Origin of the sequence: Paenibacillus monticola (genome assembly GCF_009664975.1) — a bacterium.
GTDB classification, from domain to species: Bacteria; Bacillota; Bacilli; order Paenibacillales; family Paenibacillaceae; genus Paenibacillus_AQ; species Paenibacillus_AQ monticola.
Map to the genome: position 1 here is coordinate 26,291 of NZ_WJXB01000013.1, position 14,347 is coordinate 40,637.

The 14,347-nt window shown below is 46.8% G+C and carries 8 protein-coding genes, 1 pseudogene and 1 riboswitch; of the genes and pseudogenes, 3 read left to right on the plus strand and 6 right to left on the minus strand.

The annotated features are described in order from the left end of the window. Positions 1-24 precede the first annotated feature (24 nt). A complete protein-coding gene (locus GJB61_RS25065; protein WP_154121771.1) occupies positions 25-1,167 on the plus strand; it encodes a stalk domain-containing protein in 1,143 nt (380 codons plus the stop codon). A gap of 70 nt (positions 1,168-1,237) precedes the next feature. Here the strand turns inward: GJB61_RS25065 and GJB61_RS25070 are convergent, their stop codons facing one another. Next, positions 1,238-1,759: a GNAT family N-acetyltransferase gene (locus GJB61_RS25070; RefSeq protein WP_154121772.1), complete on the minus strand. Its 522-nt coding sequence runs from the start codon at positions 1,757-1,759 to the stop codon at positions 1,238-1,240. A gap of 499 nt (positions 1,760-2,258) precedes the next feature. Between GJB61_RS25070 and GJB61_RS25075 the strand changes: the two genes are divergently transcribed. After that, a complete protein-coding gene (locus GJB61_RS25075; protein ID WP_338116123.1) occupies positions 2,259-3,851 on the plus strand; it encodes an acetate--CoA ligase in 1,593 nt (530 codons plus the stop codon). A gap of 111 nt (positions 3,852-3,962) precedes the next feature. Here GJB61_RS25075 and GJB61_RS25080 read toward each other — a convergent pair whose 3' ends face one another. Further along, the gene (locus tag GJB61_RS25080; RefSeq protein WP_154121773.1) at positions 3,963-4,544 is read right to left on the minus strand and encodes an SMI1/KNR4 family protein; all 582 of its coding nucleotides are present in this window, start codon (positions 4,542-4,544) and stop codon (positions 3,963-3,965) included. Between the two features lie 771 nt (positions 4,545-5,315). On the opposite strand from GJB61_RS25080, the gene GJB61_RS25085 reads away from it, so the two are divergent. Beyond that, a complete protein-coding gene (locus tag GJB61_RS25085; protein ID WP_229522442.1) occupies positions 5,316-5,591 on the plus strand; it encodes a helix-turn-helix domain-containing protein in 276 nt (91 codons plus the stop codon). A gap of 139 nt (positions 5,592-5,730) precedes the next feature. Here GJB61_RS25085 and GJB61_RS25090 read toward each other — a convergent pair. The 4 genes and pseudogenes from GJB61_RS25090 to GJB61_RS25105 form a co-directional block, all read right to left on the minus strand. Beyond that, positions 5,731-6,905: pseudogene (locus GJB61_RS25090) on the minus strand (IS3 family transposase). Positions 6,906-7,155: 250 nt separating this feature from the next. Next, positions 7,156-8,925: a phosphomethylpyrimidine synthase ThiC gene (gene thiC, locus GJB61_RS25095; protein WP_154121775.1), complete on the minus strand. Its 1,770-nt coding sequence runs from the start codon at positions 8,923-8,925 to the stop codon at positions 7,156-7,158. A gap of 101 nt (positions 8,926-9,026) precedes the next feature. Continuing rightward, positions 9,027-9,133: riboswitch (TPP riboswitch) on the minus strand. A gap of 51 nt (positions 9,134-9,184) precedes the next feature. Then, complete coding sequence (locus GJB61_RS25100; protein ID WP_154121776.1) at positions 9,185-9,625, minus strand: HEAT repeat domain-containing protein; 441 nt, start codon at positions 9,623-9,625, stop codon at positions 9,185-9,187. Positions 9,626-9,926: 301 nt separating this feature from the next. Beyond that, complete coding sequence (locus GJB61_RS25105; RefSeq protein WP_154121777.1) at positions 9,927-14,294, minus strand: AAA family ATPase; 4,368 nt, start codon at positions 14,292-14,294, stop codon at positions 9,927-9,929. Between the last annotated feature and the right edge of the window lie 53 nt (positions 14,295-14,347).

The window sequence follows — 14,347 nt, forward strand, 5'->3', positions numbered from 1 at the left end:
ATGTAACAACAGGAGCGAACGCACATGACTACATTTATTCACAAAACAAATAGAATCACAGCCCTGGCTGCGGCAAGCATGATTATTCTGGCAGGTACGCAGGGTTCACAGGTACAGGCCGCCCCGCCTGATAATGTACCCGCAGCAAATGTTCCAATCAGCATTGTATCCCGAACCCCTGTATTAGAACCTGCAACGATCACGATCAAGAAAGTAACAGCCAGAGACGACACTTATCAAGCAGATCTGAACCTGCCAGTCATTTCTGGGATGCTGGATACGCAAGCTCAGGAAGAATGGAATACCTTAATTGAAGCAAATGCCACAAAAGAGCTGGAGGTATTGAAGGCAACCGCTGCAGAAAACAAAAAGAATGCTACAGCACAGGGATTTCCTTTTCACGCCTCCGAGCTGACCAAGACCTTTGATGTGACCTCAAATGGAGTAGCTGGCACAGGCGGTATTCTTTCCCTTCACATCACCACTTACACCTTCAGCGGGGGAGCAAACGGGTTCACTAGAATAGATACTTATAATATAAAAAACGAAGCTACAGCAACACGCGTAACGCTGAAGACACTATTCGGCGACAAGTACCAGAAGATTATTAATACGCAGATTAGTGCGGCTATGGCTAAAGATGCCGCTAATTATTTTGCAGAGGATTTCAAAGGGGTAAACGAAGAGAGTTCCTTCTATATAAAAGGTAGCTCTATTTATGTAATCTTCCAGCAGAACGAAATCGCTCCACATTCTACAGGCAACCCGGAATTCAAAATTGCGCTGCCCACTAATTCTACAGCTGGGGACCTCAGCTCCATGGGCCTGGTAGTGAATGGCAAAGCTCTTTCAGGAGTAAAGCTTAGTCTCAATGACTCTGGAGTCGTATTGGCACCGATACGCGCGATTAGTGAAGCCTTGGGCTATGAACTAGCCTGGAACAAAGAGACAAGCTCGCTCGAACTCAACATGGGTGCTCACTGGACGCTTGTCACTAAGAATAAAGACAGTTATATTTACAACCGGATGGCCCCGATCACACTTGGCACTGCTCCCGTTATTAATCACGAGGGTAGCATGTATGTGCCGATGTCCTTCTTTACCGAAATTCTAAAAGCCAGCGTCCAATATGAATCCGGCAGAGTCAGCATTTCTTCAGAGTCTTGAGCTGAATGGTTCCTGAACAAATACAACAGCCCGCTATATCCGTAATGGATTAAGCGGGCTATTCTTTAAATTAACTCTTATATGGCACGTTGACCTTATATACTTCTGTGTACAATATCTCCCTGAAAAGATGAAACTCCTGCTCCTGCAACAGTCTTGGGTAAGTCATGATAAGCAGCGGCAAATCAGCTTGTCCTTCACGCAAAGGGGGCTGCACATAGGGAAACGAATGAAGATGGAAGCCCAGCCGCTCATAAAATCCGACTCTACGTTGTTCCAATACACCACTAGGCGGTTCTACCTCCAACAGAACAGGCTTGTCCGACTGCTTGAGATAATCCTCCATTAACTTTTTTCCAATGCCGCTTCCCCTAATGCTCGGATCGACCGCAATGTGCTCCACGAACCGGAATAAAGAAAACTCCCAACAGGCCAGAAAGGCTATTGTTCTGTCACTGGAGTCCTTCTCCACAATTAGTCGATAATGCGGAATTTCCAGTAGCCCACGCTGTCCGGTATAGGTCCGAATCTCAGAAACTGGAAAAGAAGCTTCCATTAGAGTAAATACTTCATTAAAGGTTGTATCGTTCATAACTTGCTTCTCACTTTCTTGAATAACTTATTGAAGATTGAACAAAAGATTAGCCGTACTGGCTATATGCTCGAAAGCGCAACTTAATTCCTACAAGGGCTGTGGGTAACCAAACACCTCTACGAATCTTTTTTTCAGAGCAGTATAATATTCGGCTGAGACGACCGGCTCTGCGCCACGCAAAATTTCCTTCATATAATGTGTGGGAGGCGCCAGCTCACTTTCTTTCTTTATTTACAACCACAAAGATTACGGCTTCTCTATGAATTCCGTCCATACAGCTGCCATAAGCAGCTTCGTACAAAGCTGGCTGCGAGGGCATACTAAGCTTCCTGCCGTTGCTTCCCCCTCTATTCTTAGCATAATACCAAAATAGTCACAGAACATTCTCTAAAGTGGAGGGGTCCACTTAGCATCTGGTACTAGGAGAACGTGCTATACTATACTAAGCTAAGTAAGATAAGCAGCTACACTCATCTTGATCATATAGGAGAGGTTCATTTTGGATAATCAGCATTGGATCGCACCTGAATACTACAATCTCACTTCGGAAATGGAACATCATCCTTCCGGTAAGGTTGCGCTTAAATTTGTGAATGAACAGGATCATTGCGAGGAGATCAGCTACGGCGAACTCCTGCAGCAGGCTAACCGGCTGGCTGGAGGGCTCCACAATCTTGGACTTCAGCAAGGGGACAAGGTTCTAGTCATGGTTCCACGCAGAATTACGGCATATGCCATCTATCTAGCTTGTCTGAAGCTTGGACTAGCTGTTATTCCTTCATCAGAGATGCTTCGTGCCAAGGATCTATCCTATCGTCTTCGCCATTCCGAGGCACGGGCGGTCATTGCCTGGTCTAAGGTTGTTAATGAAGTAGATAAAATCAGCGACGACCTGCCCTCTTTGGATTTCCGCATTGCCGTTTCTGAAGATGGTTCTGCAAGTGCAGGTTGGCTTGACCTGGAGGACCTTATGATTGGACAGCCGGATCATCGAACGGCGGTAAACACCCACCGCGATGATATCGCGATCCTGGCTTATACCTCGGGAACAACTGGTAATCCAAAGGCCGTCGTGCATAGTCACGGTTGGGCTTATGCTCACCTGCGGATCGTTTCTTCCCTTTGGCTGGATATCCGCGAAACGGATATCGTCTGGGCGACCGCTGCTCCAGGTTGGCAAAAGTGGATCTGGAGCCCGTTCTTAACCGTTCTTGGAAACGGAGCCACCGGCTTCGTCTATACGGGCGCCTTCCATCCTGATCGATTTCTGCAGCTGTTGCAGGATCATTCCGTTCAGGTCTTGTGCTGCACACCTACGGAATATCGCCTAATGGCCAAGACCGAAGGATTACATCAGCATGACTTGTCCAAACTACGGTGTGCAGTTTCCGCCGGAGAACCTTTGAACCAGGAAGTTATTGACACCTTCCAACGCAATTTCGATATCACCATTCGGGATGGCTACGGACAGACAGAAAGTACACTGATCATCGGTACGCTTAAGGATACTCCTATCCGGGTCGGCTCCATGGGTAAATCCATTGCTCCAGGACTTGTAGAAGTCGTAGACGAAGACGGCATTCCGGTCCCTCCGGGCGTGGTTGGAGATATTGCTGTACATTTGAGCATGCCAGCCTTGTTCCATGCCTATTACAAAGACCCTGAGCGCAAAGAAAATGGCTCACATGGAGAATTCTTCGTAACTGGTGACCGGGCACGCAAGGATGAGGATGGCTATTTCTGGTTTGAAGGGCGCGGCGATGATATCATCATCAGCTCAGGCTATACTATTGGCCCCTTTGAAGTAGAAGAAGCACTTATGAAACATGCTTCCGTTAAGGAATGCGCAGTTGTAGCAAGCCCGGATGAAATCCGCGGCCATGTCGTTAAAGCATTTATCGTGCTTAAAGATGAAATAGCCGGATCTCCCGAACTTGTGAAGGAACTGCAAGCCCATGTCAAAGAATGGACAGCGCCTTATAAATACCCGCGCAAAATCGAGTTTATCAGCGATCTCCCGAAGACAACCTCGGGCAAAATTCGCAGAATAGAGCTGCGCGAGCAGGAAGATAGAGCTGCGCAGGAATAGACGGCTGAGTGCTGCTGTAATTTAAAAGATATCGAAAAAGAGCAGCTCCAAATGGAGCTGCTCTTTCCGCGTTATAGGACTGTTACATCCCTTATTCTCAATCAGATGATTTCACTCCGCCCAATATTTCGCATCCGGGTTCAGGGCCGTACCCACTTCGCCCTCCAGCACTAAATCACAATCCAGATACCCCTCTTCATCGAGAAAATAAACATCCTGCTTATAGAATTCACACAACGTCTCCAGAAATTTCTCCGGTGAATGATACATAACAACCAGGTCACCATAATCATGCAGCAAATCGCAAATCTGCTCTACACCATCCGCTGAACGATAATAACATATAAAATCACTGCCATAATTCGTTAGAATCGGTAAAACAATGCCCCCAGCACTATAACCCTTCTCTTCCAAGATCCCTGTTAGTATCTTCATTTCCTGTTCATATTCATTAATATGGATCAAGCGATACCCCGGTATGAACTCTATCAAACTCGGTTCTTCTTCATCACTGCCTGTTCCAGAAACCGTACTATAAATAGCGTGTAGGAGCTCTGGCGCTTCAGGCAAAATTTCGCGAAGGCGCGTGCTCCCGTCGCCAACTGTACCTAGACTAGCAATATAATCGGGGCGTAAGTTGGCAGACAGCATGAGATATTCCTGGAATTTACTTATTAAACTATGAGTTAGCATGTTTTCATCCTTTGTATTTCTAATATTTAAGCTCTATGCCGATCATACCACTCTTTACCGTCAGTACCAATGGGTCTATACTGTAGAAGTCTTCAAGAAGTAATGATTAACGAAGCAGAGTAAAGAAATCGAAAGCAGCTGCCGGGTATCGGCAGCTGCTTTTTCATGGTTCCTTTTAGCTAAATTTAAAATATAGAATGGTAGACTTCTTCCCGCGAAATATACAACCTTGGGGATAGCAGGCAAAGTAGATCATCTACTTTGTGAATCAGAACGCAAAGTTGCGTTATTTTCATATAGCGGAATAGCGAGAAGTCTGTGTGATGTACAAAGAAATGAATTGAAGAGACGAACAGCGCAAGAGCTAATTCAGATGTGCCCTCGGTACTCAGCAGCAGAATTAATTCTTCTAACGTCAAAACTTGCGGAGGAAACAACGAGTTATGGTCTTGGAGGGAGATGTCTTGGAGGGAGATGTCTTGGAGGGATAGTGCGCGGATCATGCAGGTTATAGTTCTATCACTTAGGATCAGGCAAGGAATGAAATTCCCCTCATCTAGGAACAACGGAATAAAGTCCGTATAGATTTGACAGAGCTTATGCGATTTCGGGCTTTCGATTTCGTGCTGATTATTCCTATTAGACACGTTATCAGCCTCCATGATGTAATAATTCCTCTTTGAAAATGTATATTTTTCTCTATTTGTTGAGTACTTTATCTGTAGTGGTTAGTATAACAGATTGATAATGGTCCTAAAAGGAGATTTTCCGTTGAGCCAGCAGCCAATTATCATCAAACAGATCATCGGAAAGACAGTTAAGGCTCTACGTATCAGACAAGGTTTAACTCAAGAAGATTTGGCCTATGAATGTAATGTAGATCGTTCCTACATCTCGATGATCGAGGTTGGCAGAAATGAGCCTTCGGTGAGCAAAATCTTCGAGCTTTGTATTGGCCTAAGAATCAGGCCTTCTGACTTTTTCACCCTTATCGCTATAGAGTATGACAATATATTGCAAGACAGCAACAAACTAAGAGCAGAGTAATAAGGTCTTAACCTTATCGCTCTGCTCTTTAATTTAACTTACATCAGTGAGCTACACTCACACAAAGCCTGAATAGTTGAAGTTCAACCTTGGCGGACTGTATTGACCTTCTGTCAATAGAGTGGACACGGTAAAAGGGTCAGTTGGCAAACTTTAGGTTCTTGTAATATAGCGATTCAAAACGATCCGGTGAGAGGTAGTCCAATTTACTGTGTATTCTTTTCCGGTTGTAGAAAAACTCGATATACCTAAACAAGTGATTCTTTGCTTCTTCTTTCGTTAAGAACCTTCTGCGGTAAACGAGTTCTCGTTTGAGAATGCTGTGGAACGATTCAATGCAGGCATTGTCATAGCAATTCCCTCGGCGACTCATGCTTCGGATCATATGGTATTCTTTTAGTTTTTTTCGGTAGTCTGTGGAGGCATATTGACTGCCTCGGTCCGAATGGTGAATGAGCCCTTTTTCAGGTTGCTGCGACTTGTAGGCCTTTTCCAGAGCTGCTGAAACGAGGTCTACCTTCATACGGTTTCCAAGCTCCCAACCGACAATCTTACGTGTGTACAAATCCAAAACGCTCGCTAAATACAACACACCTTGGCGTGTGTGTATGTAGGTAATGTCCGTTACCCATACTTGATTCGGCTTCGTACACACGTCGAAATGCTGGTTTAGCCAGTTGGGGGCAATAGGAAAGTCGTGGTTAGAATCGGTCGTTTGGACTTTGAATTTGCCGGTTGCTTGTGAGCGAAGCTTGTTCTCACGCATGATTCGGCCTACCGTTTTCTCACCGACGACGAATCCTTCTTCCTGCAATTTCTTTGTGATTTTGGGGCTACCGTAAATTTCATCATTGTCGTAAAAGTGATATTCAATGCGCTTTAAGAGCCGTTCACGATGCATTTTCCGGTCACTGGGAGGGGAGAGTCGCCACTTGTAATAGCCACTTCTAGATACTTCTAATAGGCTGCACATCTTCTCAATCCGGAATTCGGAGCGATGCTCCTCAATAAATCGGAACTTTAACTCCGGTCTTTGCTGAAGATGTGCATCGCTTTTTTTAGAATAGCGACCTCCTCTTCCAGATCCTTATTCTTTTGTTCCAAATCGTGGATCTGCTGTTCCTGGATACGTAGCTTTCCACTGCCTACAAACGGTTCGTTGGGAAACTGCCGGTACTTCACCATCCAATTTTTCAAAGTTCCTTTAGGAATGTTCAATTCTTCCGCAATGTCGGTAATGGACTTCTGCTGTTCTTGAACATATTTTACTGTCTGTTCTATAAATTCTTTGTTATAACGTTGACGCTCGGTCACGGCGATCACCTCTTCTGGAGTATTATTCTATTATCCATGGGTTCTACTTTCCGTGTCCACTTCTTAGTCTAGGTCATATAGCTGCTATTTCACTTTGGAGGGGTTGTTGGGAACATAAAGCGGACTCAGGAGACGTTATTGAAGCAAAAACCAGTTCTTCTGGGAAGAAAATTGGTCAATAGTGTCTCTGGAGTCCGTCAAACTCTTCAATCGCCTGATTTCGAGCAAATAGGAGCCTCTGAGTCCGGTTTTACTTATAAATCACCCCTCCACCCTCCTTAAACTCCGCCGCCTTCTCCCGCATCCCAGCAGCGATAGCCTCCTGCCCCACCGTATCCTGCCGCCGTGCCGTATCCCGGATATCATGCGAGATGCGCATACTGCAGAACTTCGGACCGCACATCGAACAGAAGTGCGCCATTTTGGCCCCTTCTGCCGGGAGAGTCTCATCGTGATATTCGAGCGCCCGTTCCGGATCTAGCGACAAATGGAATTGATCCCGCCAGCGAAACTCGAAACGCGCCTTGGAGAGGGCATTATCCCGATCTTGGGCACCTTTATGGCCTTTGGCCAAATCAGCGGCATGGGCAGCAATTTTGTAGGTAATGACACCTTCGCGCACATCCTCTTTATTCGGCAAGCCTAGGTGTTCCTTCGGCGTCACGTAACAAAGCATAGCAGTACCGAACCAACCGATCATCGCCGCCCCAATGGCCGAAGTGATATGATCATAGCCGGGTGCAATGTCCGTAGTCAGAGGACCCAATGTGTAAAAAGGCGCTTCATGGCACAGCTCCAGCTGCTTATCCATATTCTCCTTGATCAGATGCATCGGCACATGGCCCGGGCCTTCTACCATCACCTGAACATCATGTTTCCAGGCAAGCGTTGTTAGTTCCCCAAGTGTCTCCAGTTCAGCGAACTGAGCTTCATCGTTGGCATCGGCAATGGAACCTGGGCGCAGTCCGTCACCTAAGGAGAATGCCACATCGTAAGTCTTCATAATCTCGCAAATATCCTCGAAGTGCGTATAGAGAAAGTTCTCCTGATGATGCGCGAGGCACCATGCTGCCATAATGGAGCCGCCACGCGAGACGATACCCGTCATCCGACCTGCAGTCAGAGGAATATAACGCAGCAAGACACCGGCATGAATGGTAAAATAGTCCACACCTTGCTCCGCCTGCTCGATCAACGTGTCACGGTATACCTCCCACGTCAGATCTTCGGCTTTCCCGTTCACCTTTTCCAGCGCCTGATAGATCGGCACCGTACCGATGGGTACTGGGGAATTACGCACAATCCATTCCCGTGTCGTGTGAATATGGTTGCCCGTCGAAAGATCCATAATATTATCCGCGCCCCAGCGTGTGGCCCATCTCATCTTCTCTACTTCCTCTTCAATTGATGAAGAGACGGCGGAGTTGCCAATATTCGCATTGATCTTCACCAGAAAGTTCCGCCCGATAATCATCGGCTCGCTTTCTGGATGGTTAATATTTGCCGGAATAATGGCGCGGCCGCTGGCCACTTCTGCTCGCACAAACTCAGGGGTGACGTTTTCGCGAATCGCAATATATTCCATCTCCGAAGTAATGACGCCTTGGCGGGCATAATGCAGCTGAGTGACATTCCTACCCTTCCGGGCCCTTAACGGACGCCGCTCTAAGCGTGGAAATACTTCCACAGCGTTTTTGCCTAGGGACTTCCCATTATCCTCCGGTTTAATCCCTCTTCCTTCATAAGCTTCGGAGTCCCCACGCGCTGCGATCCAGCATAAACGGTGAGGCAGTAGACCCTGACGAATATCCGTATACGCTTCAATATCAGTATAGGCACCGCTCGTATCATAGACACGCAGAGGTGCATTCTCTTCTTCTCCCGCCATTCCTGAGGTCTTGCTCAAAGTGATCTCTCGCATGGGAACCCTAATATCGGGACGCGAGCCCTCTACATACACTTTACGACTTGCTGGAAAAGCAGACAGATTCACGTTCCCCTTCTTCTCTGAACTTGGCATCTTGATTCCTCCTAAATTTGAATGTAAACAAGAGCGCAGCAAAAAAGCCGCTCCACAATGGAGCGGCTTTATCTATGAACAGCCAAGAAGGCTATACTTGAAAAAGTCCGACTCCACTTTCCTACGCTGGTATGATCCAGATCAGGTTCAAGGGTCCAGGAATTTAATTTTCCCGTCTCAGCCAATTCAGGCTCCCCTAGTGGGTATCTTATTTAGTTAGTTATTAAGCTACAGGTATTGGATTCTTTTGTCAACCTGTTTACTTCTTCTCAGCAGTCCACATTTTTGACAACCAGCTGTCAAATTCAGGACCTTTTTCACCTTCGTAAGCATCGTAGATATCCACTCGCATCTTCTTCAGCTTTTCTTTGAACTCTTCAAACGAATGATCTTGGGGCAGACTCTTCTTGATTCGGATAAGAATCTTGGATACACCCTTCACCAATTCCGGTTTGTTCTTGGAAGGTGCTTTCACATCCTCGCCGAAGGCCTTGAGCTTCAGGTAAGCGGCCTCTTGTACGGTGTAGACAGGATCGCTGGTCATTAAGCGTGTCAGAATGTCAATGATCTTGGAGTGTTTCGTTTGACCCAGCTCTTCAACAGCAGCAAGACGTGCTCTCCAATCTCCGGAGCGGTTCGCCTCTCTTTTTAATTCCTCATAGTTCTCTGGCAATTCATTTACGATTTCTTCGTTACTCAAATGACACAATCCCTTTCTTTGTTCAATCTATTGTAAACAACCGATCAATTCATTCAACACCTCAAGACGAGCCTTAGAACCGATAAGTCAATTTTACCGTACTGTTCTCCTTCATTTCAATCTTTTCCGCAAAACAACTGATAAGTTGCAGACATTTCTCCATTCCCGTCTTTATTCTGACAAGAAGACACGGCTTCGCGTCCTCTGAACGAGGCGGCATCCGTCTCTTCCAGAAAGAAAAGGGTCTACCCCTTAACAGTTTTTCCGACTGCCTGCAGGATAAACCCTTATGAAATGAATTCTATTCCACTAATTGCAGCTCGCGCGCACGGGAGATCGCTTGTGAACGGCGCTTGACCCCAAGCTTCCCGTACAGACGGAAAACATGACTTTTAACGGTTCCCTCTGTAATCCCAAATCGATCAGCGATTTCCTTGTTGGATAACCCATCGGACAGGGAGTATAATATCTCGGTTTCACGTAGAGTGAGCGGATCGACGAGCAGCTTGGAAGTCTCGGTAGTGGCTGTCAGTTCATCAGAAATCATTCCTATGCGGGATTCCTGAAGCGATTTCAGGTATACCATACGAGTAATCATGAAATCCAACACTTCCAGACCTTCCTTGGTAAACGCTCCAGATATAAGGTTATTCTCCAAATAAAGCACCGAAGGCAGCACACTACCTGGAAAAAGTACTGGCATACACAGAATCGATTTCGACAGATTGCGTTGAATAGCAGGATCAGCTGCAAAAGAACTGTGTGAAGCATTGGCAAGTAAGATCGGCTCGCCAGTCATTATGACAGATCTAACAATCGATTCCGCAAACCCTAGCTCTTCTGGCAGAACCTTGTTACTCATACTTTGAGCTTCAATGCGAAATACTTCTTCATGACCATTCAGCACATACCCCTGTACTGCCCCTGAATAACGAAGTGCGGATTCCAGGAAAGGAGTGAACATATCTTGATCGCCAACTGAACCCGCCCACTCGGAAATTCGTCTTAAGAATACTTTTCCATCATCCATAAAAGCTACTCTGTCGGGATTGGCTTGAGCCGGCTTCGCTTCGAGTGCTGCTTCAGCTACTTTTCGTTCTTCCTTCAGCTCTGTTGTGGATACAGGCAGATTAGGATACTGTTTCTTAAGCTGCTCCACTTTGACAGTTGCCCCCCATTGCGAATAAGCATTACAGGCATCTGCCATTAATATCTCTGCTCCGCCAACACTTCCTGCAGCCTGATAGAACATCGAAGCCAGTTCGTAGGCTATAGCCTCCATCATGCCATAACCTTCTTTTCGTGCAGCATTAATAGCAACTTCATAACCTTTTGCTGCTCCTGCCCATTTTCCATCGATCCGTTGTAATTCAGCCAAGAGGAGTAAATAAGCCGATGAGCCATGCCCAAAATAGCCAGACCAGTGCTGCATGGAACGCAGTTGCTTGCTAAGCTTCTTACGAATACTTTTGCGTTCTTCTTGCGGTGCCTCCGCATAAAGGGCAGCAAGTGATAGCGAATGGTAGACATGTTGTTTACGAACTTGCATCCGTGTCTGTCGAAACGTATTAAATTTCCCTTGCTCTACCCATTCAAGCGCTTCACGATATCGCCCAGCTAGATAAGCAATTTCGATCTGACAGGTACAGATATAATAAACTTCATTATTCAGCGTCCCTTGGGAACGGTTGCTCTGAAGTGGAATAATAACTTCATCGTTGTCACCAACCTCGCCCTGTAATTGAGCCACATACCCTCTCGCAATGCGAAAGATGTTAAGCGTCACATCATCCACAAGCTTCTGTGATCTAGCTTCATAATCTGTAATCCGTGCAGATAATGCATATAAATTCCCGATATGAGTGGTCGTACTTGTGAGCATCGCAATACTAACAAAGGTCAAATTGGCGGATTCCATCCCATAGTGTATCGATTGCTCCAAATGCTCCAATCCTTCTTTTGGATTCTGCTGCAATCTGGCGAGGCCCCGGATATAGTACAGCCGACAGTGTAGGTCCACGCTTTCAAAAGAGGCTGCGAGTAGAAAAGCTGTTTCGATATATTGAAGCCCTAAATGAGTGAAAGACCATTTATTTCTTAGAATCACCAAGCCATAACCTGCAAGGATATATGCAAATGCTTCGTTATTGCCATGCTTTAGACCGAAACGTACGAACCTCGAGAACAATATAGCAGACAGTTCTAGACTTAAAGTAAATACCGAGGTCGCTATCGCCATGACCAGATCTGACAAGGCTTTATAGTGGGGATCGTTATTTAAGGGTAAGTACGGAAGCTCATGGCGCATTTTGTACAAAGCTGTTTGCGTCATGGCTACTTCCTTCAAGATACCTGCCTTAGAATACTTCACTGGCAGCTTCCAGCCAAATTCCGCGAGTGCCTGTCGTCCGACGTTCACGGCCAGTTCATCTTTTGTTAAATAGGTATACATCGAAATCCGAATAAGGTAAATACGGGAACGCTCGACAAGATCTGTAGTACGGGCCATCAATCGTTCGAGTAGTGCTGACGCACGTTCCGTATATCCGCACATGTACTCGCATTCGGGCAGCTCCAGCATCAGTTGATACGCCAGCGAGCCGGGTACCGCTTCATTCTCCCCAATCAAATGCAGTCCCGTTTCCAGAAAGTACATTGCTGCCGCAAATGCTGTAGTTGCTTTCGATTTCAAACCGGCCTGTAGATTCAATTTGGCGAGCTCGATTCTTTCAGCCTGGTCTGTCATCAACATATAGCCCAAATTCAAGTGATATACCTTGTCAAAAATGGAATATTTCTGCGCGTCCTCGCGTTCATTCTGGTACATCGCACGCCCAATCGCTAAGTGCAAGCTTGCTTGCTCGTCGTCAGAAACGGTCTGATAAGCAGCCTGCTGCACCCGATCATGCAAAAAAGCATATCCAATATCCTCTGATTCCCCTTCGACAATACCATCCTCGCGGCTTATCAATCCTTGATCCTCAGCTGGACGTAAGAGATCCAGCATATCCGGTATGGATTGACCACTTACAAGAGCAACCGTTGCCACATGGAAGTGGTGTCCGAGGGCAGCAGCTATCCCAAGCAGACTAACCGTTTTCTCTGGAAGCAGCCGAATTCTCCGCTCGATGAAATGAAGGATGTCGGGATCTTCAGGCAGCTCGGTGACTGCTGCCATGTCCCATGTCCAAATGGCTTGCTCCTGATCAAAGACAAGCTTATGCTCACGGTACAAGCTGTCCAGAAACCGATGCAGGAATAGCGGATTCCCTTCCGTTCGGTGGTATAGCGATTCTGCCAGCAGCCGGACACGGGCCGTATTCTCGTTAAGAATATGCGATAGAAAGCGTCTTACATCGACGTAAGTCAGAGAATTCAGCGTAATATGCTGAACCCGCAGCGCCATATCTGCCTGCTGAAGAGATAACATCTGCTTAAACCATAAAGCTGCAGCCGCGTATTCATCCCCGCTGTCCATTCGCTCCTGTGTCGTTTCCAACCGGAACGCACCTATCACTAGTAGGCCGTGCAGCGCCCTATCCGTGGCTAATACATGCAGAACATCCAGCGTATCCGGGTCAGCCCATTGCAGATCATCCAGAAATAATACAAGCGGATGTTCCCTACCGGCAAAAGTCTTAATGAAAATGGGCAGCAGCCGACGAAAACGCACAGCCGCTTCAGCTGGAGGCAACGGCTCCACCGAAGGTGAAGCACCGAGCAGCTTGGCTGCCTCTGGTAGAAACTCTGTGATTACACCCGCTCCAAGCCCTAAGGCTTCTACCATTTGAAGCCTCAACTGGGCAAGTCTTTCTGGCGATTCACTCCATACCTGCCGAAGCAGTCGGCGAAGCGCCTGCAGAATCGGCGAGAAGGGTATCTCCCGATTCATCAGGTCGCATTTGCCGGCAATGAACTGACCGCCTTCTCTTCGGGTAGGCAGTTTTAGTTCACTAATTAACGCCGTCTTACCACTCCCAGCATGGCCCGCGACCAGTACAAATGCCGAAGCACCCACACAAGCCAGCTCAAAGGCTTCACGCAGAGCTTCCGCTTCCTGTTCGCGTCCAAATAGCATCTGTGGCAGGCGAAACCGACTGTTCCTATCTGTAGAAGCAATCTCAAAAGGGAGTATCTCTCCCGCTTCATTCCAGGACAAAACGCAGCGCTGTAAGTCAGCTAATAACCCATAGGCGCTCTGATAGCGCTCTTCGGGTGATTTTGACAGCAGCTTTAGTAACATGTTATCCAAGGGTCCAGCCAGTTCCGGACGCTGTTCGCGTATAGGCTTTGGCAATACGGCCATATGTACATGTATCCATTCTTCAGCGCTCTCTGCCTGAAACGGTAGCCGACCGGCAAGCATTTCGTAGAAAATGATACCTAGTGCATACAGATCACTGCGCTCATCCGGCGCACGATTGAGCCTGCCCAATTGCTCAGGTGATAAATAGGCATAATCCATTTTGCGATCTTCTGTAAGAATCGCCAGCTGCAAATCCTGTTGAAATCGAACACTAGCCGGACTTAAATTTCCAATGATTGTATTCCCTTTATGGGCAGACTGAACCAGTTTTGTCAACGCTATCGCTCTATGTAAAAAGGCTGCCAGCTCCATATGCGTTCCATTCAGCAATCCCTTCAGCTTAATACTGTCTGCTAGTGACATGTTGTCATACCTCCATGTGATTCTATCAGCTACCCATCATGGCTCAGAAAGAT